This window comes from Vibrio sp. UCD-FRSSP16_30, from assembly GCF_001676025.1.
In the GTDB taxonomy this organism is placed as follows: Bacteria; Pseudomonadota; Gammaproteobacteria; order Enterobacterales; family Vibrionaceae; genus Vibrio.
Genome location: NZ_LZFW01000068.1, coordinates 103,314 through 127,919, shown reverse-complemented (window position 1 = coordinate 127,919; position 24,606 = coordinate 103,314). Strand labels below are relative to the sequence as shown.

Below are 24,606 nucleotides of genomic sequence, written 5' to 3'. Positions count from 1 at the left end.
TGTTACTCCTTAGTCTTTACGGAACATTTCTAGCATACGTCGAGTGACAGTAAAGCCACCAAAGATATTGATGCTAGCAATTAACACAGCGATAAAGGCAAGGAAAGTAACAACGCCATTTCCTTGGCCTATCTGAAGTAATGCGCCCACAATAATGATGCCAGAAATGGCATTCGTGACCGACATCAGCGGAGTATGCAGTGCGTGTGTTACATTCCAAACAACGTAGTAACCGACAACACAGGCTAAGACGAATACGGTGAAATGCGCTAAAAACGCAGCAGGAGCAACCGAGGCAACCCAAGCAAATGCACCAATACCAACCGCTAAACCTGCCAATTTTTTAACAGGAGAAACCGGTTCTTCAACCTTTGGTTCGGCTTTGGCAGCTTTGGGTTGTGCGGCTGCTTGAGGCTGGGCTGAAACTTGGATTGGCGGCGCAGGCCAGGTGATTTCACCCTCTTTAACAACGGTCACACCACGAAGTACTACATCATCAAAATCGATATTGATGTTGCCATCTTTTTCTTTGCAAAGCAGCTTCAAAAGATTGACCAGGTTAGTGCCATAAAGCTGAGAAGATTGGGTAGGAAGACGACCGACCATATCGGTATAACCAATGACTTTTACGCCATTTGCCGTAGTCACCACTTTATCGGCTTCGGTATAAGCACAGTTACCGCCATTTGCCGCCGCAAGATCAACAATCACGCTACCGGCTTTCATGCTATCTACCATTTCTTTGGTGATAAGCTTCGGCGCAGGGCGTCCTGGAATGAGGGCTGTGGTGATAATAATATCGACGTCTTTTGCTTGTTCAGCGTAAAGCTCTTCCGCTTTTTTATTGAAGTCGTCAGACATTTCTTTAGCGTAGCCATCACCTGCGCCAGTATCTTCTTGGAAATCTACTTCCAAGAACTCGGCGCCCATTGATTCAACTTGCTCTTTTACTTCTGGGCGAACATCAAATGAACGAACGATAGCGCCAAGGCTACCCGCAGCGCCGATAGCAGCAAGACCGGCAACGCCCGCACCCGCAACTAATACTTTGGCTGGCGGCACTTTACCGGCAGCGGTAATTTGACCAGTGAAGAAACGACCAAACTCATGAGCGGCCTCAACAACGGCTCGATATCCGGCAATATTAGCCATTGAGCTTAGTGCATCTAATGCTTGAGCTCGGGAGATACGAGGGACAGAGTCCATCGCCATAATATTGATATTTTTACTAGACAGCTTTTCCATCAACTCAGGGTTTTGCGCAGGCCAGATAAAACTGACTAGGCTTGCTCCTTCATTAATAAGTGCAATCTCTTCATCTGAAGGTGCATTAACCTTTAAGATGATTTCTGCGTTCCAAACCTCTGCATGGTCAACAATCGTTGCTCCAGAGTTTTCATACGCTTGATTATCGAAGCTGGCTAATGCGCCGGCCTCTCCTTCTATTGAGACGTCAAATCCCAGTTTAATCAGCTGTTCCACCGTTTTTGGCGTCGCAGCTACTCGTGTTTCACCCACGAGACTTTCTCTAGGCACACCAATTCGCATAGCTATTCCCTACTATTTGGCACAAATTAAAAACAAAAAGTTAAAAATAAAAAAGTTAAAATTATACTCGGCTCTTCTATTGCCTCTGCGTGTAATAGAAGAGTCTATATTGAAAAACTATCATTAATACGAGGCACAAAACAATACATCATTGTGCAAGAGAGCACTCATCAGACTAGATCAGCCTGTTAATGCTTAAAAATCGTGTCACCCATCTGATCGATAAACATTTGAGATTTCTTTATCATCAGCTCATTTGCATCTGCCTGATTACCCAGTACATCAGACCGAATAAAACGATGCGTTTTTAGTGACTCACCTTCTCCCATAGTAATGCGTCCAGCAATTCTAAATAGACCACCTTCGGCTATGGCTTCGGAATAGATCAAAAATCCCTTATATTCAACTGGCTCTACTTGTACTTGCTTGTTGTTGTCTGAAGCACCAAAAAGACGACTAAACCAACCCATAAACTCTCCAAAAATCCGATACTTACCTATATTCAATTTAAGTTAAACTGACTTTAAAGGCGAGCAATAATGAGAAGAATTTGTCGTAACTGAGGGTAAGCTGAGAATTTTCACGGTTAAGTCTGTCATTCATCTTTAAAATAACGGGCGTTATTGATGAATTAGCAAAAGATCACAGGATAAACACTATTTCTCATTGATAAGAAAGACTAATGTGCCACCTTTTAAGCTACTGCCATAATTTAGGTTTAACCCTAAACCAATATTGTCTACATAGTCTTTAAGAAAAGGCACCGACATCAACCATCCTGCACTCCATTCGTAGTAGTTTGTCGTACCCATAGGATCTTTAAGATCTCCACCAACATCTATTCGGCGAATACTAGTAAATACGCTCTGTGCATAGCCGCCTAACTGACCAATATCATAAAACCCTTTTAAGCCATTGATCCAATACCAACCCTCTGGATTACCAACATCACCATAGTTAGCTTCACCCCAACCATAACCATAGAAGTATTTCATTTCACTGAAGCCTTCCCAATGACCCCAATTTTGCGGCTTGATGTAATTAAGCTCAATGCTAGGTTTAAGCGTTAGTGCCCACGCATCAGTATTAAATGCATAACCATCCAATCTATCTCGTAAATCACTACTAATTGAATTTCGATAAATATACTTATTTCGGTAATACATCAAATTGCTACCGATACCAGTATTTAGCCCCCAATGTTTGGTCAGCGGATACTTGGAACTGTATTGGGTTGCAAAGGTAAAGTGCTCTTCCTTGCTGGTATCTTCTAATTCATTGGGATCGCTGCTAAAGGAGAGATCTCTTTCTGTCTTAAGATACGATCCAACAAACGTGAATTTTTGGGTTAAGTTAGTGCCGTCGGTTAACGGAACATCGGGTAAATCGAGGGTATAAGGAATGGTATAAATGGTGATCTGTTTACGTAACTCTAAGGACTCTTTACTCCCAATCTCATCGTTGTCGGTAAAAAAGTTATTGGGATTAAAATTCTGAAAGCCAAAAGAAATTGCTTCGCTGTCACTGAGCAACACGGCAGATGCAAAGTTTTGCTCCAAAATCTTTTTTAATATTTCGTCTGCATGTGCTGTAGCGGTCACCAACAGCGCCACAAGACAAAGTATGCAACGATTCAAATCAACTCCATTTTTGATGAAAATAATCCCTTAGTTAAACAATAGCCAGTTTACGCAAACGTTTCACTAATTATTTTGTGGTTCTGCACGCTTTTACATGCCAATTATTTAACTCTTAGATTGCAAAAACCACTGATGACAATTCCATGTCAAAACCTGTGCGTTTTTCCTGCAACATGCGTAACTATTCATCACCTAGAATTTTTTTATTGTTATTTATTGCAGATTCATCACTCAATAGAGCACAATGGTTTGACTTTTCTAAGTAACTTTTTACGATGAAAACACCATCACAAATAGGTATGTCCTTATGTCAGAAATAATTGAAGATCAAAGCATCGATCTAAGTGAAGTATCAAAGGAATTGCGCCAGGTTATCGAGTTTGATGAAGTTCCTGAGCAAATGTTTCAAATGGTAGTTTCCATACATGAGGCCGGTGAAGAAGAAGTCCGTAAAGCGTGGGATGAGCTACCAGGTAGCGCGCAAAACGTTGTTGATAACTTTGAACAGTTTCATGCTCTTACCTCAGTAAGCCAAGCGTTTGCCGGTGTAAGTTTGTTAGAAGAGTTCCCAACGCTCAATATTCCTAAAGACATGTCTGAGGAAGAAAAAACCAGTTATAAAGCGCAGCTTTTAGATCAAGTGCTGTTTAACTGCATTAAAGACATGGCAAAGCAAATCAAGAAAGCTCGTCGAGATCCTATCTTGAAGCGCGACTTTAATAGTGTATTTGTGAAAAACTAATTCATACACGTTTACTTGGGCTGCCAGGGTGAGATCACGAACGTTATTTGAATAAAATCATGTGCATTATCGGAGCAAGCCTTTGTGGCATGGATGCCACAATGAAGCCATCAAGGATGATTTCACGGCGTCTTGTGGAGATGATGCACATGATTGGTCGAAAAGTGTTCACTCATGCGTTCGCCCTACTTGGGCTGCCAATCGATGGTAGCTCAAGTTATTAACCCCTTTTCAGTTACCCTGTTACTTGTTTTTCTATTCGTTTAGCTTAGTAAAGCCACATTCAATTCTATATTGTTTAATATTGCGCTAAATTTTGCTGGGTAAAGCTCACACCTTTCACTTGTGCATACACTTTTTTTCCCACTTCTAAATCAAGTTCCTGCGTTGCCCATTGAGTTAAAATAGACTTTAGTAGCAGTTCGTTACCCAAATTTAAGGTCAGTAAATTAGAATGCTCATTAAGCCTAGATATTTCAGATATGGTGACCGGAATGACATTTCGAATGGAACTTTGCTCACTAGGTGACAGCGTCACTGATACGTCTTGCGCATCAATCCTAATACGCATATTACTGGATACTTTTTCACAAAGTCCTTGGTCTGGAACCCAAAAACAATGTCCGGCAACGCTCATTTCACGCATTGCATATTTTGCATGACGCTCAGCCACTGTTGCACTGAGCAAGGTACTGTATCGCTCACCCTCTTGCCACAAGGCTAGGCTTTGACCATTCCACACCTCTTCTACGCTGCCAAAATCCACAACCTTCCCCGATTCTAATACCAACAAATGATCGGCAAGGTGCATGACTTCTTCAAGGCTATGGGTGACGTAGACAATGGGAATATCGATATTATTTGATAGCTGATTAAGGTATCGAATAACCTCTCTTTTACGCGGTAAATCCAAGCTCGCAAGTGGTTCATCCATAAGAAGAAGCTCAGGCTCACTCAGTAGCGCTCTTGCAATGGCCACTCGTTGTTTTTCGCCGCCACTTAATGTATTGGGTTTGGCATCTAACAGATGCTCAATACCCAGTAACGAGCACAACTCATTAAATCGTATTGATGTGGATTGCTTTGGCGCGCCAAATAACAAATTCTTTTTGATCGTAAGATGCGGAAACAACCTAGCGTCTTGAAAGACCATCGCCACTTTACGTTTCCAAACCGGCAGATGATGATCTTTTTTAGTATCTAGGATCAATCGTTGATTAAAGGTGATCTCGCCACAGTCTGGAATAAGCAATCCTGATAGCACATTGAGTAAAGTCGACTTGCCACTTCCTGAACGCCCAAATACCGCCGTGACCCCTTTTTCAGGTAATTCACCTGTTATGGCAAAACTTTGGCTATCAAACTGATGAGTAAATGAAAATTGTAAGGTCACTTCAGCAGCCCCAATTTTTGATGAGAACGACGCGATAGCCACTCACTAAAAAATAATGAAATTAAAGCGATGATGATCGCTAATATACACAAGCGCATTGCTTGAAATTCCGCCCCTGGCGTTTCAAGAAAACTGAACATAGCTAACGGAATGGTCTGCGTCTCACCGGGAATATTCGACACAAAAGTAATGGTCGCCCCAAACTCACCTAAACTGCGGGCAAATGCGAGCACTAGACCCGATATAACCCCGGGCATCATTAACGGTAATGTAATGCGCCTGAAGACGGTAAAGGGCGCAGCGCCAAGTGTCATTGCCGCTTCCTCAAGTTTAGTATCCACAGAAAGAATGCTAAGGCGGATTGAACGCACCATTAATGGCAATGCCACAACCGCTGAGGCTAATGCCGCGCCCTTCCAACTGAATGAAAAATCAATGCCTAAATAGGTATCAAGCCAAAGACCAATAGGCCCTTGTTTACCAAATAAAATTAACAGCACATAGCCGATAACAACCGGAGGCAGTACTAAAGGAAGATGAATCACACCATCAAGCAGGCTTTTACCATAAAATTCTTTTTTTGCTAATACCCATGCCAGCGCAATCCCAATTGGCAAAATAGACAAACTGGCAACCAAGGCAACTTTTAAGCTCAGCACCAGCGCGGTAATTTCAAGTTCGGTTAACAATGGCTCAGCAAATAATGCCTCAGTGAATAACATGGCTTCCCTCAACATCTGAAAAGCCCAATTCCGATAAGGTCTGCTGCATCGATGGGTCTTTCATCAACTGATATACCGTCAGAGCTTGTGGTTTTTGGCTTAATAAGATCATCGGGTACAAAATTGGATCGTAATAGTGTGACGGAATAGAAGCCACTATGCTTACCTTGCTCGACAGACGTGCATCTGTTGCGTACACAATCCCAATAGGCACTTGCTCACGCTCGACCATCGCCAATACCGCCCGCGTGTTTTTCATTGGCGCGATATGCTTTGATATCAACGGCCAAATGCCAAGTGACGATAACGCCTGTTTTGCATAAATGCCGACCGGTACTGTAGAGGTTTCCCCAAGAGCAACACGACCGTTACCCATCATATCTTGCCAATCGACTGAATTAGTGAGTTCAAATTGGTGAGGTTGTTTTTTTGCCGTAATCACTACTAACTGATTACTTGCAATAATGTCAGGTGATGCGATGCCCAATTTCTGCTTTTCGAGATAAGACATCCATTGATTGTTCGCCGAAATGAAAATATCCACAGGCGCGCCTCTTGCGATCTGTCTTGCTATTGATGATGACGAACCAAAAACACCCTTAACTTCAATGTTTTGTTTGGCTGCCTTAGTCGCCAAGTCTTGCACTACTTGAGTCATTGAGGAGGCGGCATAAACATACACAGTATGCTTGGATGCCGCAAATGAGGGGAAAGAAAAACAGATAAGCAGAGTAATAAAAATACGGTGCATAAGGTACTTAAAGTAAAGGTGCCCTATTTAGAGCACCGAATAATGAGTTACTTGCCCGCTTTAGGTTGCACATATTTACGACTTACGTCGACAATAGCAACATCTCGAACAAAACTTCGGCCTAGTAACACTGGGAAATCAAGATGTGAACGATCCACTAATGTAAACTCGGTCTTTTCTTTCAAATCACCCAGTTTAATCCAAACCGCAACCACTGGACGTTTGTCGGTATCGTCAGTGCTCGACTGCTTAACTTTCGCAAATCGTACAATCGGTAAGCTAAGCTCTTTGCCTACTTTACCATTGTGAGCGGCCTTAAACTTCACCCACTTTTTACCATCACGTTCAAACTGTTTTACTTCCACAGCAGATAGCGATGACGTGGTTGCGCCAGAATCAATGCGAGCTTTAACGGTGGCATCAAAATCGGGGAAATGAATCCACTCTTGTTCACCGAGAATCAATTTACCATCAGCCGTTTTAGTCGGAGCTGGTTTTTCTACCACCTCTTTCTTTTCTTCCATTGCTTTTGGTTCTTCTTTTTCCGTCACTTCTTCTACATTTTCTTCTGTCACTTGCTCAGTCGCCGCTTGCTCCACAGCCGGTGTCTCAAAAGTCACCTCTGCGTCATCCTGAGTCGGCGCACTAGAACAAGCTGTCATTGAGCCTGCTACTAATGCAATACTTAAAATTTTCCAATGTTTCATCCAATCCACCTAGTCATATTTAAGTTATTAATTCTATTTTATCGAACAGCCGCAATTGCTGATGCAACGTAAGTCAAATCTTGCTCCCTAAGACCTGCGATATTAATACGACCATCATTAACACCGTATACAGCAAACTCTTCACGCAATCGAATCATTTGCTCAGAAGTGTAGCCCAACACGCTAAACATGCCTTTGTGTTGCTTAATAAAATCAAATTCATTTGAGCCAGTGATCTTACTGATCTCAAGGCAAAGATTATGTCTTAGGCTCACCAAACGTAAACGCATCTGCTCTAATTCTTCAATCCAAGCCGCTTTTAACTCATTGTCTTGCAATACAGTTTTAACTATAGACGCTCCATGAGCTGGAGGCATAGTGTATGTGGTTCTTGCCATCTGTAATAGCTTGCCGCGCGCATTAGTGGCATGTGTTTGCTGATCGGCAACAATGATGGCACTACCTGTTCTTTCACGGTATAAGCCAAAATTCTTAGAACATGAACTGGTGACTAATAATTCAGGTAAGTTTTGCGCCATATGACGAACGCCAAAGGAGTCCTGCTCCAGACCATCGCCAAAACCTTGATAAGCAATATCAATAAATGGCAAGAAACCATTTCGTTGTGCTAATAAAGTGACTTGTTCCCATACCTCGGGAGACAAATCTGCGCCCGTTGGGTTATGACAACAGCCATGCAGAAGTACCACGTCTTTCGCTTTTACTTTAGCCAGATCATCAAGCATGGCATTCGCATCAACTTGTTTGGTCGCAGCATCAAAATAACGATAATGTTTTACTTTTAAGCCTGCTGCTTCCATCACTGGCTGATGATTAACGTAACTTGGGTTACTTAACCAAACTGTGGCATCAGGATTAGAAAAAGCAATTAATTCGGCAAGCATACGCAGACCGCCACTTGCGCCAGGAGTCTGAATAGACGTTGCACGCTGGGCAATCGCCGTGTCCGGTAATACTAAGCTTAGTGCTGCAGCGTTAAATTCTTCATCGCCCGCCATGCCAACATACGCTTTGGTTTGTTGCTGCTGAAGAACAATATCTTGCGCTTTAAGCACAGACTGCATGATAGGCGTGACGCCGTCACTATTCTTGTAAACGCCAATACCAAGATCAACTTTAATATCGCGTTGATCGAGTCGGTAAGCTTGAGATAAAGACAGGATAGGATCCTGTTGAGGTGCTGATAGATTTGAGAACATGAAAGTCACAACCCTTTGAAATTCATTTGGATAATGTCACGTTATCATTTGCGAGGAGAAATCGAAATAGTTAATCAGGTTTTAACTGATACGAGGGAATATTTTGTTAAAAAATATGGGACAGGTTATACACACTGTCCCATATATTATCAGGTAATTGACCGCTTATTTAACAATGCAGCCTTTTTTACAAGAGATCCGTTAATCGAGAGTAAAGCGATGAATCACTTGGTTAGAACTGCCCCGCCACTCCAGTCTCGCATCGGCTAAGTCTTTTACGAACTTACCATCAATGAGAGTATCGACATACTGCACAACTTGTTGTTGTTCTTCGGTCAGCTCGGCCAGTTCATAGCCGGTCCATAACCAAATATCTTTACCATCACATTCATCTTTAACTCGTTTAACAAGCTTAAGTATCGCCTGTAAGTTACCAGGATAAAGAGGATCGCCTCCAGAAAGAGATAAACCACGACGTTTAATACGAGTATCGTTAAGATCCGCTATGATCTGATCTTCCATCTCTTGAGTGAAAACACTTCCTGATGTAGGTGACCAAGTGGATTGATTATAACAACCTCGGCATTGGTGAATGCATCCAGAGACAAACAAGGTACAACGTGTCCCTTCCCCGTTAACAACATCCACCGGGTAATAATTATGGTAATTCATCTGTTTTCTACTTCTTGTTACTTTTTACTTACACGTATATTTTTACTTACACATTATAAATGTTTAACGCGGCGTTTCACTTCTTCTTGCTTACCAAAGTTGAATGGACGCGCATCAGGGCTACCTAAATAACCACAAACTCGGCGGGTTACAGACACTTTAGAAGAATCATGGTTGCCACAGTTTGGACAGGTAAAACCTTTACTGGTGCAATCAAATTCGCCATTGAAGCCACACTCATAACACTCATCAATCGGCGTATTAGTCCCGTAATATGGAACGCGAGAGTATGAATAATCCCAAACATTTTCTAACGCTTCAATGTTGCGCTGCATATTTGGAAATTCGCCGTAGCAGATGAAACCGCCCGTTGAAATGTGTGGATACGGCATTTCAAAATCAATTTTATCGTAAGGATTGACCTTTTTTTCCACATCTAAATGGAAGCTATTGGTGTAGTAACCTTTATCCGTTACTCCTTTGATCACACCAAATTCTTTAGTGTCGATTTGGCAGAAGCGGCTGCATAGGTTTTCACTTGGCGTGCCATAAAGACTAAATCCGTAACCGGTTTCTTGGGTCCAAAGTTCAACGTTTTGTTTCAAGTAAGAGATAATAGCTAATGCTTTATCACGCAATCCTGATTCGTCAAACACGTGTTGATCTGCGCCATAAAGTGCATTAATCGTCTCATGGATACCAATGTAGCCGAGTGAAATAGAAGCACGACCATGTTTAAATATTTCAGCGACTGAATCATCCGCTTTTAATCGAACGCCACACGCACCTTCCATATACAGAATCGGAGCTACGCGGGCTTTCACATTTTCTAAACGAGAAATACGAGTTTCTAAAGCGCGACGTGCCGTAGCCAGTTTTTCATCCAGTAATTGATAAAAAGTCGCTTCGCTGCCTTTAGCTTGCAGTGCAATACGAGGAAGATTTAAGCTCACAACACCTAGGTTATTACGCCCATCATGAATCATTTCGCCGTTTTCTTCATAAACGTCTAAGAAGCTACGACAACCCATTGGGGTTTTAAATGAACCAGTGACTTCAACCACTTTGTCGTAGTTTAAAATGTCTGGATACATACGCTTAGTCGCGCACTCTAATGCCAATTGCTTAATGTCATAACTTGGATCAGAAGGTTTATGGTTCAAACCATCTTTAATGCCAAAGACTAATTTAGGGAAAACTGCCGTCTTACTGTTTTTACCCAACCCAGCAATACGGTTTTTCAAAATTGACGTTTGAATCAGTTTAGAAGCCCATGATGCGCCTAAACCAAAACCAAATGTGACAAACGGCGTTTGGCCATTGGCGGTATGCAAAGTGTTGACTTCATACTCTAATGATTGGAATGCGTCATAACATTCTTTTTCAGTGCGAGATTGCGCGAATGCTTTAGGATCGTGAATATCCCACTCTTTCGCCACTTCAAGGTGCTTGTCATAGCTGTGCATAACGTACGGTTCAAGCACTTCATCAATACGGTTGATGGTTGTTCCGCCGTAGATGTGGCTTGCCACTTGCGCAATGATTTGCGCGGTAACAGCGGTCGCAGTCGAGATTGACTTAGGGGTATCAATCTCAGCATTACCCATCTTAAATCCATGTGTTAACATGCCTTTAAGATCAATAAGCATGCAGTTGAACATTGGGAAGAACGGTGCATAATCAAGATCATGATAGTGAATGTCACCCTGATCATGAGCTTGGACAATATCACGCGGCAAGATGTGCGTTTTAGCGTAATGTTTAGCCACAATGCCGGCTAAAAGATCACGCTGAGTTGGGATAACTTTGCCATCTTTATTGGCGTTTTCATTGAGCAAATCTGCGTTAGATTGTTCAATTAAGCCTTGAATCTCTTGGTTGAGAGCACTTTTTTTCTCGCGCGCTTTATCACGGTCGTGACGGTATTCGATGTATGAGCGAGCCAAGCCTTTAAAAGGACCTTGCATCAGTTCGTTTTCGACTAATGTTTGGATTTGTTGAATATCTACTTCTTGGCTGTCAGCCAGTTGTCCCTCAACCGATAATGCAACATCTTCGGCGTAGCTCGAAAGGTTTTGATCAACCTCTGTAGCAGCGCCTTTAATCGCGACTACAATTCGATCTTTAGTGAATGGGGCAAGAGAGCCATCTCTTTTTAAAACAACTGGTTTCACAATTTCTCCTTACACACAGTATATACACAGATACACTATATAGGGTGGTTAACTGACGGTTTGACACTACATATTGTGGACGTATTTAACGAGATGCGCCACTTGATGTTCTTGATCTAGATCAATATAACGGTTAAGTCTGTTATTTTGAGAACGATCTTTTCTCAATAAAATACGCCTCTCACAAATCAAAAAAAACCTGTTTATTTTTTTTGTATGGGTTGCATTTTTTAAAGTGCTTTTGAGATGGGCGATGAACAGGAATATTGAAAGTTGAAAAAAATTATTAGAAAAAAAACACTTGCATTTAGCGGGCTAATATTGCTGTTCATTAGCCTGTCCAATGTTGCTTATGCCGATAAATTAATCCTCTCTGGTTGGAACATTGAGTGGTTGTCTCAGCATAGTTATCCACAATTATCGAAAGTTCAGCGCAGCGCAGAAGACTTCTCTACCTTGTCTCAATATTTCTCTCGCATTAAACCGGATCTATTGGCTTTTCAAGAAGTCGATGACATTCAAGCAATACAACAAGTGGTCGGAACTCAATATAGCATCGTGCTATCTGAGCGCTCCCACCTAAGCAACACCTCAAGGCAGTTTTCTGACATCAATCAATACACCGGCTTTGCGGTGCGCAAAGATTTACAGCTCATCGAGCATCCTGATCTTAATCTCAATACAAAGCGAAATGGTAAATTACGCTTTGCCACCTACATTGAAGTTAAATCGGCCTCTTCCAGTGTTCATTTATTGTCTATACATCTAAAAGCGGGTTGTATTGGTAAAAAGCATAATAATTACTCGTGTAATCTTTTACAGGCTCAAGCGAAGAAGTTAAATCAGTGGATTGCGCAAAGAGAAGCGCAAGATCAGTCGTATGCGCTGTTAGGAGACTTTAATCATAATTTAGCTTATCGAGGAGACTGGTTATGGAAAACCCTAACTAAAAATACGCAACATGCCGTACTGGCAACAAAGAATACCCAAGCAAATTGCGTAATTCGTTCAAACCGAAATCCTAAGCAGACTCACCAGTTTAAAAGTTTGATCGATCATGTCGTTGTCAGTGAGGATTTAACTTTTTCTAAACCCAAACAGACTGTTTTTAGCAAGCACGATGTCCTTAACTATCGGTTAAGTGATCACTGCCCTGTGTCTTTCTCATTAAGCCTATAATCCAAAACTAAACAAGCCCGAATAATAAACTATCAGGGCTTGTTTATTGATAAATGAGTGCAACGCTTATTTTGCTTTCAGCACTTTACCAGCAATGGAAAAACCCACCAGCATTGCCACTAAAAACAGCCAAGCTTGGCTATTACCAGCGCCCAGTGATGATATAACTGGACCGGGACAAACACCTACCAACCCCCAGCCAATACCAAATAAGGCAGCACCAATCAGTAACGGTTTATCAATAACACTGTTTTGGGATACACAAAAGGTTTCACTGACGATTGGCTGGGAACGCTTTTTAATCAACAAAAAGTAAACCGGCAAGAATACTGCCAGTGCTCCGCCCATAACAAAGGCAAGACTGGGATCCCAATCGCCCGCCACATCTAAAAAGGCGATCACTTTATTGGGGTCGGCCATACCAGATAGCGCCATACCCAAGCCAAATAGGATTCCGGCAACTAACGAGATGATTCTAAACATAAAACTACCTTATTAAATGCAAACGAACGAATACGGTTATTGCAGCCACCAGCATAAATACACAAGTCGCCACTATAGAGCGTTTAGACAGTCGGCCAATTCCACATATTCCATGCCCAGAAGTGCAGCCATTACCAATCTTTGTTCCAAAACCCACTAGCAAACCACCTAACAACAGTATCCCTAAGCCAGTGTCGTAACTAGTTGGAATATACGCATTCAATGCGGTTGTGCCCAATACACCACCGGCGACCATGCCCAAAGCAAACAACCAACGCCAACCTCTATCGCCAGTTTGGTTTTTTATCAATCCAGAAATAATGCCACTAATACCGGCAATTTTACCGTTAAACAGCAACAATATTGACGCGGATACCCCAAGTAACATGCCTCCAAATAACGAGGACCAAGGAATACTAAACTCCACAAACTTCTCCTTACACGCAGTAAATTTGGTATAGCGATTGAACCAGTTGTTCGACCTGCTTATTTTTTAATGAATAAAATACTTTTTGCGACTGTTTACGCACTTGTACTAACTCATTGTCACGCAACACTTTTAAGTGTTGTGACAAGGCTGATTGATTCAAACACGATGTTTGAAGAAGATCAGGTACGCCCTTCTCTCCTTCAATTAATTGGCAAACCACCATTAAGCGCTCTGAATGAGACAGCACCTTTAAAACAGACGCTACCTTATCAGCTCGCTCTCTCAATTCTTGTAACTGCGCGTGTTGCTGCACATCGCAAAGGTCGACATCTTCTTTAGCCACTTTTTCGTCTACATTCATACAAGGTGCTCAATCATATAAGGTGCTCATTAATTTACTTTCCTTAGTGTAAACTAGCGCCTTAATTAGTCAACACTAATTAAGGTTTAATAAATTTAGATTAAATAAAATTAGTAATCACTAAATTAATTGATATAGTAACACTTGTATTAAACAACATATGAGTTTGGAGCCATAGTATGACTAAAATCCTGATTGTTGGGGGCGTTGCAGGTGGCGCTTCTGCTGCGGCAAGAGCACGCCGTTTAAGTGAAGAAGCAGAAATTATCATGTTTGAACGTGGAGAATTCGTTTCGTTTGCTAATTGTGGCCTTCCTTATCATATTGGTGGTGATATAAAAGATCGCAGTAAGCTCTTGCTGCAAACACCTGAAAGCTTTTTAGCACGCTTTAATGTTGATGTCAGAGTAATGAATGAGGTCATCTCCATTGATCGTCAAAATAAATCGGTGACGGTCAAAAATCTTCTCAATGGCACTCAATATTCTGAAAGTTATGATTTTCTACTACTGAGCCCTGGCGCAGGCCCTGTTATCCCGCCTATTTCAGGGATTAACAACCCTTTGACTTATTCGCTGCGTAATATTCCTGATATGGATCGTATTATTCAGACCCTACAAACCAACAAAGCTGAGCACGCGACGGTGGTTGGAGGCGGTTTTATTGGTTTAGAGATGATGGAAGCGTTTCATCAACTGGGTATTAAAACCACTTTAGTTGAGATGGCCGATCAGGTAATGACACCGGTGGATCGTGAAATTGCAGGCTTTGCTCACCAAGAGATCCGTCAAAAAGGCATCGATTTAAAACTCGGTGTTGCCCTTGAAAAGGTTGAATATCTCGCCACTGACCATATCGCGAGTAGTGACTCAGGGGAAAGCGAACAGCATAAACACATTCAAGGTGAGCTTAAGCTTTCTTTAAATAATGGCGAGACTCTCACCACCGATATCCTAATCATGGCCATCGGCGTGCGCCCAGAAACCGCCTTAGCACAACAAGCCGGGCTTAAAATAGGCGATCTTGGAGGGATTTATACTAATGACGCAATGCAAACTAGCGATCCTTATATCTTTGCCGTGGGTGACGCCATAGAAGATAAAGACTTTGTCTCTGGCGCTCAGACACTGGTCCCTCTAGCAGGACCAGCTAACCGCCAAGGTCGCATGGCCGCAGATAATATGCTTGGAAGAAAAGAACGCTATCAAGGAACACAAGGCACAGCCATTTGTAAGATCTTTGATTTGGCCATCGCCTCTACCGGAAAGAACGAAAAACAATTAAAACGCGATGGTGTTAGTTACGAAAAAGTCTATGTACACACCGCAAGTCATGCCAGTTATTATCCTGGCGCTGAAACCATTTCCTTTAAACTATTATTTGACCCTAAATCAGGAAAAATTTTAGGTGCGCAAGCAGCAGGTAAAGATGGTGTGGATAAACGCATTGATGTCATGGCCGTGGCGCAGCGAGCGGGAATGACGGTTGATCAATTACAACATCTAGAATTAACTTATGCTCCGCCCTACGGAAGCGCAAAAGATGTCATTAACCAAGCCGCCTTTGTGGCAACAAATATCATCAAAGGTGATGCGACTGCGATTCATTTTGACGCCATCGATCAGTTGACTGAACAGCAGATTTTATTAGATGTGCGCAACCCAACAGAGCGAGTTAACGGCAATCATATTGCGGGTGATATCAACATTCCAGTTGATGAGCTTCGTCATCGTATGCATGAGTTGCCAAAAGACAAACAGATTGTCATTTATTGTCAGGTTGGGTTACGCGGTAACGTTGCCTATCGCCAGTTGGTGAATAATGGCTACCAAGCCTGTAACCTTATTGGCGGATATAAAACTTATCAAATTGCTAAAGCATGAGTTAAATATCAATAACTTATAAACTGATTCACTTAAAGCTCTTACCTAATTTTGATAATAAGGAAGAGCTTTGTTTATTGAGTCAGCCTGTTAGCCTCTGTTTGGATTATTTTTACAATGCTCAATGGCTTGCTCTAACAATTGCAATGCCGTTTTATCACAGGCAGGCAATGCCACTTGGCTTTGTTTAATTGGAGTCACTCGTTGCCCCCAACGAATACGACCTGCCCCCCAAGTTAAACCTGCGCCAAATGCCGCTGTGAGTATTTCAGAACCGGGCTTAATCACACCTTGCTCTGCCGCCTCACAAATGGCAATAGGCACAGTTGCGGCTGAGGTATTGCCATAGTTTTGTATATTGATAAACGCTTTTTCTTGTTCAATACCGGCCAAATCGCATAACGTTTGAATAATGCGAATGTTTGCTTGATGAGGGATCACCACATCAATTTCAGAGGTGGGCAATTGCGCCTCTTTTAACACATGTTGCGCGGCGCTGCCCATGCCTTTAACAGCACGTTTAAAAATCTCACGCCCAACAAAGTTAAAATCAAAATAGCCATTATCAGCGGCAAATCTTTGCATAGAGGTACCAAAACTTGGCACAGCCAAAATATCTCGACCTTCCGAGTCGCAACCTAACTTACTTTGCAATAAACCCACTTGCTGATCGGTTTGTGATAACACGACCGCCCCTGCTCCATCGCCAAATAAAACGGCAGTATCACGCTGTGTCCAATCAATAAAAAAGCTTAATCTTTCCGCGCCAATCACCAGTACATGCTTATAACTGCCCGCTTGTATCATGCGTGTCGCGGTTTCTAATCCATACACAAACCCCGTACAGGCGGCGTTAAGATCAAACGCGGCGGCTTGAAACGCTGATAAGTTATTTTGGATTTTAGAGGCTATATTAGGAATCAAGGTATCAGGAGAACAAGTGGCAACAATGATCAAATCCAGATCGCTGGCCTCGATTCCTGCGCAATCCATCGCTCTTTGCGCCGCCACAGTAGCAAGATCCGAGGTTTGCACATGGCTAATACGCCTTGCAGAAATACCAGTGCGTGGTTTTATCCATTCATCAGAAGTGGCTAAAAATGTACTCAGATCGTCATTACTTAATACCGTTGGAGGTAAACATTTGCCCCAACCAGAAATTTCCGCATACGTTTGTGTCATATAACCTGCTCTATTACATATTATGATGAGTTAAATCAGTATACGCCAATAATGGCATACAAATAGAGTTTAGCTGATTGGTTTGCTTAGGTTTTCTAAAAATCGTGAGCTCTATAATGAATGGATACGATGCACACTGTGCCGTGAAATTTGATTCGATGAGCTCATTTGGCGTTAAGCAAATTTTACCACTTAACATATTTACCACTTAACATAAAAGTTTATGGTAACCTTAGCGCCATTAGCATACCGCTCATTTAAGGTGATAAAATGAACCGTAAAAAGAAGATTAATCAGATCCTAAAAAAGAAGATCAAGCAACATAACTCAAAATTGCATACCTCTAATAAACCTAAGTACATCTCAAAAGCTGATCGTGCTAAAGCTGAACAAGAAGCGGCTTTAAACGAAGAAACTATCGCGACAGAGCAAGAGTCACAACAAGATTAGTTTCACCCGTTGCATATAACGTCTGAATAATAATCTATTCCAGAGCAATCATTTAAGTGACTCTCGTTTTTTGATTGTTGATTTAATCAATATGACTGCAGCGAGCCAAGTACGTTAGATAAAGTTCGTTAGATATAGATAAGCAAAGAATTTCCAAAGGACAACAACTGTGATTTCACACCTACCAAAGTGGGTCGAGATGGGCGCTTTCATCTTGGCCTTGGTAGCCGGTTTTATTAATGCAATCGGCTTGCTTGGCTTAGAACATCAAGCGGTATCTCACTTGTCCGGCACCGCCACACTGCTTGGCATCAGTCTCTTTGATGCCTCCCTAATTCACACCGTTCATTTATTAGGCGTCATTATTTCGTTTATGTTTGGCTCGGCCATTGCGGGTTATTTACTGCATGGCGGAACGTTAAAACTAGGTAGATATTACGATTGGGTGCTGTTTCTAGAATCTCTTTGCTTATTTTCCGCAATTGGACTGCTCTCTCATAACAATTTTTCCGGTATTTACTTTGCAACGATTGCCTGTGGCCTACAAAACGCAATGGCCACGACCTACAGTGGCGCAATCATCCGCACCACCCACCTCACGGGTATCTTTACCGATCTAGGCATAATGCTCGGTGGAGTTTTGAAAGGACAGGCACTTGATAGGCGTAAAGCTAAGCTGTTCACCTATATCATTGCAGGGTTTGTCTTAGGAGGCTCAATGGGTGTGTATTTGTATCGTGAATTTCAGTTCAATGCTCTGCTATTACCGGCAATTATCTGTTTTGTAATTGCGGTTATATACCGTATTTATTCAAATCAGCACCGACATCACCATGCTTCAGAGTAATGATTAATATCATAAATTCTAATATTAAGAACTAACGCAGAAGAGAATCTTTGATAGGGATAAATTCTGTGGCCGCTTCAATTAAACTGCCTGCGGATAACTGAGGCACACCTAATACAACCACTTTGCAGTTATAACGATTAGCGACATGCTTAACCAACAATTCAAAGTCGCCATCACCTGACAGTAAAATAATCGTATCCACCTGTGAGGCTTTTTCCATAATATCAATGGTGATACCCACATCCCAATCTCCTTTTGCGCTGCCGTCAGAGCGTTGGATATAAGGTTTCAGCTTCACTTCAAAGCCTATTCCTCGCAAGATATGGTGAAATTGACGCTGTTTTGGGTCATGACTGGCAATGGCATACGCTTGGGCTGAAATAATGTCACCATATTCCATCGCGAGCGCCCAAAAATTGTTGTAATCAAAATTACGACGATAGGCATCACGGGTGGTGTAATAGATATTTTGCACATCAGCAAAAATGGCAACTCGATTCTTCGCAACAATAGTATTCATGACTAAACTTCTTAATAAAATTGAAAACGAGTATACGTGACTAATACCGAACAAAATACACCAGATCTTGCTCTATCTAAATGTGATACTCAATTTCAGGCGCTTTAGCACAATGTTGTAAAACATCCCTCAAATCACTAATACTCATCGCACCTTCTGAGTGCCATTGGGGAGATAAAGGATTTGGACGATAGTGAAGAGTGGTGATGTTGGCCGCAATACCAGCGCGTATTCCTTGTAGCGTATCGTCTACATACAAGCAATCTATCGAACGAAAGCCCATACCCATAGCCGCATATTGAATCAAGTCAGGTTCAGGCTTCCAACTATTGGCATCAAAGGCGCTGAACATAGCACCTTTAAAATACGGTAATAAGCCACTGATTTTTAAAGTAGATTCAAGCTTAGTGCGCGGACTGTTCGATACAGCGCACACCTCGACACCCATTTGTTTGAGTGACTCAAGCACATGAATTGCATTTTGGGAGGGGCTTAATTGCTCTTGAAATAATGTCTGTATTTTGTCTCGATACATACGCTCAAGTGCATCGATATCCACTCTAACCCCTAGACGCTCACTGGTTTGGGTGAGAATATCAACCAGTTTGCCACCGTTGAAGTGACTCATAGCGTCATCCATACTTAACGAGCAACCATAGTCGGTAAATACACTGACTAATGCTTGGCAGGACAACTTTTCACTGTCGACCAGAGTTCCCTCACAGTCAAAAATAACACACTTCATCAATTGCATTTCCATTGCAGAGTTTCATCTATATATAACGATAAATACGCGAATGGTGAACAGTATTTGTTCAGTGCTGATAAGTGTGTCGTAACAAGTTATGGATAAACAGACTCAGATCACGATTTATAATCAATCTGGCTCATATGAATTTGTAATGAAGACAATCGCTTAGTATCAAAATCAAATAGATATAATATGGAGCTCAACTCTGTTGAAATATCAACATCGCTATCCATCAGTAAATCAGAAATAAGAAGCTGTTCTTGCTGAATTTGTTGTTGAGTTTGCTGCTCGATTGACACAATACAGGTTGCCACAAGTTCAGAGCCTAAAAACCCAACACATAAGGTGTGTGTCCCTTCATCATCGCTTTGATTATCAAGGATTATTTGCGCTAAAAACTCTTGCAGATATTCTTTTGATTGTTCAGCAATATTGACATGATTAGCGACAAAATGAGCATACAGTACGGTCAATTTATGAAAATCAACCTTCATCCAAGTCAACTTACTTACAGCATTAATGTCAATATTTTCAGTCAGCAATGGCTGAGCGGGAATGGCATTATCGATAAGATCGAGATAACAGGCTTTACCGAGTACGCTTTCTCGAGTGGGAAAATCAACATCAATTTGAGACACGAGCCATTGGATTTTGGCCTGTTGAAGTTGTTCAACATCCGATATTGAAATAGTCATATTTATATTCGAGCTCTTTATTGATTTGTAGCAAGGATACACCCAGAACATAAACTGAACAATTCTTTATCAAACAATTGCTTATTTCAACAAGCTTCGGCAGATGTGTTAGACTCAGATCATCTTAATCAGCACTTGTCATTCATGGAAGCCGCAATGAAAAAAATTGCCCTATTACTGCCTATTCTAGCCCTTAGCCTCACAGGATGTGATAACAACGAAGTGGGCGATGTTTCTCTTGGTCTATTTACGACCAAAGATATTAAAGTCAATATACTCGTCGATCCTGTCGTAACAGGCGTGACTTGTCACGTTGCCAGCATTGAAGCCAACCTAGACTTATCAGACCCTTCAGATTCAGCAATTTCTTGTCGCCAAACAGGTGAAATAACACCTGAAATGATCAACAAAATCGACAAATCTCACTCAGGTGAAGTGGTCTTTAAAAAATCAAAAAGTATCTTCTTTAAAACCATGAAAATACGTCGAATCTTCGATAAAAACTCACAAACGCTGATGTATATTTCTTATTCTACCAAAGAGACATCCGGCAGTTATAAACACAGTTTATCTACCGTACCACTATGGGGAACACTGGCTTACCAACATGCGGCAAATACGCACAGCAAAGAGGTCAGCACTAGCACCTCGCCTACATCAAATACCGCGATAGATACGACAGCGGCTCCGGAGCAATCTGCTGAACATACCACTACGGTAGGCGAAGCTGCGGGAAAAAATGAAGAGCTTGTGTTTTAACGAACTCGCATTGTAAATAAACAGTTGTATAAATTAATCTCTTTTTAAGTACATGCTTTAACAGTTTGTATCGCTAAAACGCCTGGCTAGGCTGTTTTAGTCGTTCTCACTGTACATGCATCATTAATAAGAGATTTTCTTACATCTAACCGCTTACAAATTAAGCGCCTAGTCTCTTATGCAGAGTATTCCCATGGTATACTCTGCCTATCTCAATGCTACAGTTACGCCATTATGAAGTTTCCCGGTCAAAGAAAATCCAAGCACTACTTTCCAACTCAATCACGAGATCCGTTAGTCAATCAAATTCGTCAAACGCCTAAATTGGCAAGACCCATCATTATTGGTGTTGGGCAGACAATTGTTGATATTGAAGCGCGAGTGGATGATGCCTTTTTGTCAAAGTATTCGCTAAGTAAGGGGCACTCACTGGTTGTTGATCAAGAAGTGGCTGATGCACTTTATCAAGAGTTGATGGATAACCATCTAATCACTCATGAATACCCAGGCGACACCATTGGTAATACCCTGCACAACTATTCAGTGCTCGCCGACAGTAAGTCTATTTTACTTGGGGTTATGTCCAATAATATTGATGTTGGCAGTTACGCTTATCGTTACCTTTGCCGCACCTCTTCTAGAGTAAATTTAAACCATTTACAAAAAGTAGATGGCTCTATTGGTCGCTGCTATACCCTAATCACCGATGATGGGGAACGTACCTTCGCAATCAACGAAGGACAGATGAATCAGTTACTACCCAGCAGCATTCCAGAACACATCTTCAATAAAGCCAGCGCACTGATTGTCTCGTCTTATTTAATGCGTGGAAAACCACAAGATCCAATGCCAAAAGCGGTGCAAAGAGCCATTGCTCTTGCCAAGGCCAATGACATCCCTGTGGTATTAACTCTAGGCACAAAATATGTCATCGAAGGCAATGAAAAATGGTGGCAAGAGTTTATTAAAGACAATGTATCTATTGTTGCTATGAACGAAGAAGAAGGTGAATCGCTGACGGGTGAAAAAGATCCCCTACTCGCAGCGGATAAAACCCTGCAATGGTGCGATCTAGTTTTATGTACCGCAGGTGCGGTTGGCCTTTATATGGCAGGACACACCGATGAGAGTCGCAAGCGAGAAACCGAAGCGCCTCTATTGCCTGGTAATATTGCCGAATTTAACCAATATGAATATAGCCGAGCAATGCGTCTTGCTGATTGTCAGACGCCGGTTCGAATATACTCACATATTGCACCATATTTAGGTGGCCCTCTTAAAATTAAGAACACCAATGGCGCAGGTGATGCGGCGTTATCAGCGTTATTGCACGACATAGCGGCTAATAGTTACCACAAAAAGAATGTGCCTGTTTCGCAAAAACACAGTGCACCTTTTTTAACCTATTCTTCACTATCTCAGATCTGTAAATACGCAAACCGAGTCAGCTATGAACTATTGACTCAACATTCTCCTCGACTATCACAATCACTTCCTGAGCGTGAAGACAGTCTTGAAGAAGCGTATTGGGATCGTTAATAAACTCGGGCGATAAAACCTATCGCCTATCCTCAACCCTACAACGAAAAATGGACTATGAAAAAAATAATTAAAACCGTTAGCCTACTCTTCGCTTCACTGATGCTACTGACTGCCTGCAGTGAAAACACTACGCCAGAGCTGAACAAGCAGTACTCTGAATTGCCTAATGATATCAGTAGCTTAATAAAGCAGCCTGTGGTTGAAGTGTTCTCTTTGACCTGTGGACACTGTTTAAAGATGGAAGAATTTATTCCCGAAATAGAACAAGGTATTGGGCAGTCTATAGGGAAAGTTCACGTCACCTTTAATGAAAGCGCGCAAGCTGCTGCCATGTTTTACTACGCGGCTGCAATGCAATCACCTGATGGCAAACCTGATCAAGAAATGATGGCATCCCTTTTTGATGCTTATCACTCTAAGGAAGAATTAACCTCAGATCAGAGACAACAAAACTTAATCAACGCCTATCACAATAAAGGAATGGTCTCTCCTTATGATCTGACCGACGCTCAAAAACAAACACTGTTCGCTGAAGTAACTAATGCTGTCGATATTACCGGCAAAGGGATGATAAACTCTGTACCGACCTTTGTGGTTAATGGTAAATATATGGTCATCACTTCAGCTCATGATGATATTCAATCTATTGTTAACACCATCAATTACTTAACCTCTAAGGGATAATGACTCACATGTCTAAATTTATATTTCCTGCTATTGTTGCGGTCTTGGCTATTTTTATGATTTCTCGTATTTGGAACAATCATAAAGATAACAAAGAAAACTTTGCTCTTGGCCAATCGTTTCTTCAAGAAAATGGTTTGCGTGACGGCGTAACTACCACTGAAAGTGGTTTACAGTACGAAGTTCTAACCAAAGGTAACGGTGAAGTTCACCCTAGTGCAAACAGTACGGTCAAAGTTCATTACCACGGTACATTAATCGATGGCACGGTATTTGATAGTTCAGTGGATCGTGGTGAGCCTATTGAGTTCCCGGTAAATCGAGTCATTCGTGGCTGGCAAGAAGGTTTACAGTTGATGGTTGCTGGTGATAAGTTCCGCTTGTATATCCCAAGTACATTAGCTTATGGCAAACAAGGTTCTGGCCCAGTCCCTGCCTCTGCAACGTTAATTTTTGATGTTGAATTGCTTAGTATTAAGTAACTAATACTTAAGTCATTAATACTTACGGTAACAAAAAACGGTACCGCAAATTCGAATAAAGGACTGCTTGCAGTCCTTTATTTTATTGTCATATCTAACTCTGCTCATGCAAAGGTTTAAAGACTAAACCTGTCTCTGTGACTAGAAAACAATCCATACCCGCAGCGTGTGCTGCTTGTAAGCCTAATAATGTATCTTCAAACACCACACACTGGTTTGGTTCGCAATTCATCATCTCAGCGGCCAATAAGAACGTATCTGGAAACGGCTTATGACGTGTCACCTCAGTAGCGGTCACCACAGCGTCAAATACATCAAACACACCTTTCGCTTTAAGCAAATTATGCGCCGTCTCTCGCTGCGCCCCTGTGCCAATAGCCACTTTTTTCTGTTGTTGATAATCCACTAATACTTGGTGAGTCACATCAATCAATTCACCTTTAGATTCGATATTGGCAAATTGCTGCATCTTAAATTGTGAAACCTCAGTGGCATCCAGTTCAAGACCAAAACGGCGATTCACTTCTAAGACAATTTTAGGGCTTGGCATGCCTCCAAGGCTATGCAGCCAAGATGCTTCAAACTCAAAACCAAACTTATCAGCGGTTGTCTGCCAAGCTTGTGAGTGCGCGGGCATAGTATCAATAAGAGTGCCATCCATATCAAAAATAAGCCCTTGGTACTTTTTAAGTTTTTCATTCATCTGTTGTTTCTCTTACTCAGTTTAAATAAATAATATTCACACTAACAAACGCAAATGACAAAACAACAACGATGTTATTCACA

At 41.7% G+C, this 24,606-nt stretch carries 26 protein-coding genes and 1 pseudogene; 9 read left to right on the top strand and 18 right to left on the bottom strand.

What is annotated here, in order from left to right:
* Positions 1 to 9 precede the first annotated feature (9 nt).
* The 3 genes from pntA to A9260_RS14865 all read right to left on the bottom strand — a co-directional run bounded on the left by pntA (position 10) and on the right by A9260_RS14865 (position 3,185).
* Positions 10 to 1,548 (bottom strand): Re/Si-specific NAD(P)(+) transhydrogenase subunit alpha, encoded by a 1,539-nt coding sequence (pntA, locus tag A9260_RS14875; protein ID WP_068700312.1) that lies wholly within the window; start codon positions 1,546 to 1,548, stop codon positions 10 to 12.
* 188 nt (positions 1,549 to 1,736) lie between these two features.
* Positions 1,737 to 2,018, bottom strand: coding sequence for an HlyU family transcriptional regulator (locus A9260_RS14870; protein WP_068700310.1), 282 nt, complete (start codon positions 2,016 to 2,018; stop codon positions 1,737 to 1,739).
* A 186-nt stretch (positions 2,019 to 2,204) separates the two neighbouring features.
* Entirely contained in the window at positions 2,205 to 3,185 is a 981-nt protein-coding gene (locus tag A9260_RS14865; RefSeq protein ID WP_068700307.1) for a Solitary outer membrane autotransporter beta-barrel domain, read from the bottom strand.
* 310 nt (positions 3,186 to 3,495) lie between these two features.
* Between A9260_RS14865 and A9260_RS14860 the strand changes: the two genes are divergently transcribed.
* Positions 3,496 to 3,930 carry a DUF3069 domain-containing protein gene (locus A9260_RS14860; protein WP_068700304.1) on the top strand — a complete coding sequence of 145 codons (435 nt, stop codon included), beginning with the start codon at positions 3,496 to 3,498 and terminating at the stop codon, positions 3,928 to 3,930.
* A gap of 298 nt (positions 3,931 to 4,228) precedes the next feature.
* On the opposite strand, the gene modC is transcribed toward A9260_RS14860, so the two are convergent.
* The 7 genes from modC to nrdD form a co-directional block, all read right to left on the bottom strand.
* The gene (gene modC / locus A9260_RS14855) at positions 4,229 to 5,323 is read right to left on the bottom strand and encodes a molybdenum ABC transporter ATP-binding protein ModC (protein WP_068700302.1); all 1,095 of its coding nucleotides are present in this window, start codon (positions 5,321 to 5,323) and stop codon (positions 4,229 to 4,231) included.
* Entirely contained in the window at positions 5,320 to 6,045 is a 726-nt protein-coding gene (gene modB / locus A9260_RS14850; protein ID WP_068700300.1) for a molybdate ABC transporter permease subunit, read from the bottom strand. Before modB ends, modC begins: the two co-directional genes overlap by 4 nt.
* Entirely contained in the window at positions 6,032 to 6,796 is a 765-nt protein-coding gene (gene modA / locus A9260_RS14845) for a molybdate ABC transporter substrate-binding protein (RefSeq protein ID WP_068700297.1), read from the bottom strand. The genes modB and modA overlap by 14 nt, the downstream gene beginning before the upstream one ends.
* A gap of 47 nt (positions 6,797 to 6,843) precedes the next feature.
* On the bottom strand, positions 6,844 to 7,503 hold the full coding sequence (locus tag A9260_RS14840) for an ATP-dependent zinc protease family protein (RefSeq protein ID WP_068700295.1): 660 nt from the start codon (positions 7,501 to 7,503) through the stop codon (positions 6,844 to 6,846).
* Positions 7,504 to 7,541: 38 nt separating this feature from the next.
* A complete protein-coding gene (locus A9260_RS14835) occupies positions 7,542 to 8,723 on the bottom strand; it encodes an amino acid aminotransferase (RefSeq protein ID WP_068700293.1) in 1,182 nt (393 codons plus the stop codon).
* 201 nt (positions 8,724 to 8,924) lie between these two features.
* Entirely contained in the window at positions 8,925 to 9,395 is a 471-nt protein-coding gene (gene nrdG, locus A9260_RS14830; RefSeq protein ID WP_068700291.1) for an anaerobic ribonucleoside-triphosphate reductase-activating protein, read from the bottom strand.
* A 53-nt stretch (positions 9,396 to 9,448) separates the two neighbouring features.
* Positions 9,449 to 11,569 carry an anaerobic ribonucleoside-triphosphate reductase gene (gene nrdD, locus A9260_RS14825; protein ID WP_068700289.1) on the bottom strand — a complete coding sequence of 707 codons (2,121 nt, stop codon included), beginning with the start codon at positions 11,567 to 11,569 and terminating at the stop codon, positions 9,449 to 9,451.
* 273 nt (positions 11,570 to 11,842) lie between these two features.
* Between nrdD and A9260_RS14820 the strand changes: the two genes are divergently transcribed.
* Positions 11,843 to 12,748, top strand: a complete 906-nt coding sequence (locus tag A9260_RS14820) for an endonuclease/exonuclease/phosphatase family protein (RefSeq protein WP_068700287.1) — start codon at positions 11,843 to 11,845, stop codon at positions 12,746 to 12,748.
* Between the two features lie 66 nt (positions 12,749 to 12,814).
* Here the strand turns inward: A9260_RS14820 and A9260_RS14815 are convergent, their stop codons facing one another.
* Genes A9260_RS14815 through A9260_RS14805 form a run of 3 tightly spaced genes read right to left on the bottom strand, consistent with a single transcriptional unit; the run spans position 12,815 to position 14,022 of the window.
* Positions 12,815 to 13,231 carry a YeeE/YedE family protein gene (locus A9260_RS14815; RefSeq protein ID WP_068700285.1) on the bottom strand — a complete coding sequence of 139 codons (417 nt, stop codon included), beginning with the start codon at positions 13,229 to 13,231 and terminating at the stop codon, positions 12,815 to 12,817.
* Positions 13,232 to 13,235: 4 nt separating this feature from the next.
* The gene (locus A9260_RS14810; RefSeq protein WP_068700282.1) at positions 13,236 to 13,658 is read right to left on the bottom strand and encodes a YeeE/YedE family protein; all 423 of its coding nucleotides are present in this window, start codon (positions 13,656 to 13,658) and stop codon (positions 13,236 to 13,238) included.
* 10 nt (positions 13,659 to 13,668) lie between these two features.
* Entirely contained in the window at positions 13,669 to 14,022 is a 354-nt protein-coding gene (locus A9260_RS14805; protein WP_068700280.1) for an ArsR/SmtB family transcription factor, read from the bottom strand.
* Between the two features lie 179 nt (positions 14,023 to 14,201).
* Here A9260_RS14805 and A9260_RS14800 point away from each other — a divergent pair, with 179 nt between their 5' ends.
* The gene (locus A9260_RS14800) at positions 14,202 to 15,905 is read left to right on the top strand and encodes an FAD-dependent oxidoreductase (RefSeq protein ID WP_068700278.1); all 1,704 of its coding nucleotides are present in this window, start codon (positions 14,202 to 14,204) and stop codon (positions 15,903 to 15,905) included.
* A 90-nt stretch (positions 15,906 to 15,995) separates the two neighbouring features.
* Here the strand turns inward: A9260_RS14800 and A9260_RS14795 are convergent, their stop codons facing one another.
* Positions 15,996 to 17,087, bottom strand: a complete 1,092-nt coding sequence (locus A9260_RS14795) for a ketoacyl-ACP synthase III (RefSeq protein ID WP_068700276.1) — start codon at positions 17,085 to 17,087, stop codon at positions 15,996 to 15,998.
* Between the two features lie 270 nt (positions 17,088 to 17,357).
* Between A9260_RS14795 and A9260_RS14785 the strand changes: the two genes are divergently transcribed.
* Both A9260_RS14785 and A9260_RS14780 read left to right on the top strand, forming a co-directional pair.
* A complete protein-coding gene (locus tag A9260_RS14785; protein WP_068700272.1) occupies positions 17,358 to 17,537 on the top strand; it encodes a DUF2986 domain-containing protein in 180 nt (59 codons plus the stop codon).
* Between the two features lie 169 nt (positions 17,538 to 17,706).
* The gene (locus tag A9260_RS14780; protein ID WP_068700268.1) at positions 17,707 to 18,384 is read left to right on the top strand and encodes a YoaK family protein; all 678 of its coding nucleotides are present in this window, start codon (positions 17,707 to 17,709) and stop codon (positions 18,382 to 18,384) included.
* A 31-nt stretch (positions 18,385 to 18,415) separates the two neighbouring features.
* Here A9260_RS14780 and A9260_RS14775 read toward each other — a convergent pair whose 3' ends face one another.
* From A9260_RS14775 to A9260_RS14765, 3 genes are all read right to left on the bottom strand, one after another.
* On the bottom strand, positions 18,416 to 18,907 hold the full coding sequence (locus A9260_RS14775) for a LabA-like NYN domain-containing protein (protein ID WP_068700267.1): 492 nt from the start codon (positions 18,905 to 18,907) through the stop codon (positions 18,416 to 18,418).
* Between the two features lie 76 nt (positions 18,908 to 18,983).
* Positions 18,984 to 19,667 (bottom strand): HAD-IA family hydrolase, encoded by a 684-nt coding sequence (locus A9260_RS14770; RefSeq protein WP_068700263.1) that lies wholly within the window; start codon positions 19,665 to 19,667, stop codon positions 18,984 to 18,986.
* Positions 19,668 to 19,771: 104 nt separating this feature from the next.
* Positions 19,772 to 20,353, bottom strand: coding sequence for a hypothetical protein (locus A9260_RS14765; RefSeq protein ID WP_068700260.1), 582 nt, complete (start codon positions 20,351 to 20,353; stop codon positions 19,772 to 19,774).
* Positions 20,354 to 20,509: 156 nt separating this feature from the next.
* On the opposite strand from A9260_RS14765, the pseudogene A9260_RS14760 reads away from it, so the two are divergent.
* The 4 genes and pseudogenes from A9260_RS14760 to A9260_RS14745 form a co-directional block, all read left to right on the top strand.
* Positions 20,510 to 20,983, top strand: a pseudogene (locus tag A9260_RS14760) (CreA family protein); the annotation flags it as partial.
* Between the two features lie 363 nt (positions 20,984 to 21,346).
* Complete coding sequence (locus tag A9260_RS14755) at positions 21,347 to 22,651, top strand: inosine/guanosine kinase (RefSeq protein WP_068700258.1); 1,305 nt, start codon at positions 21,347 to 21,349, stop codon at positions 22,649 to 22,651.
* A gap of 57 nt (positions 22,652 to 22,708) precedes the next feature.
* The gene (locus A9260_RS14750) at positions 22,709 to 23,338 is read left to right on the top strand and encodes a thioredoxin domain-containing protein (protein ID WP_068700256.1); all 630 of its coding nucleotides are present in this window, start codon (positions 22,709 to 22,711) and stop codon (positions 23,336 to 23,338) included.
* 8 nt (positions 23,339 to 23,346) lie between these two features.
* Positions 23,347 to 23,820, top strand: coding sequence for an FKBP-type peptidyl-prolyl cis-trans isomerase (locus A9260_RS14745; protein WP_068700401.1), 474 nt, complete (start codon positions 23,347 to 23,349; stop codon positions 23,818 to 23,820).
* Between the two features lie 94 nt (positions 23,821 to 23,914).
* Here A9260_RS14745 and A9260_RS14740 read toward each other — a convergent pair whose 3' ends face one another.
* Entirely contained in the window at positions 23,915 to 24,523 is a 609-nt protein-coding gene (locus A9260_RS14740; RefSeq protein WP_068700253.1) for a beta-phosphoglucomutase family hydrolase, read from the bottom strand.
* Positions 24,524 to 24,606: the final 83 nt, after the last annotated feature.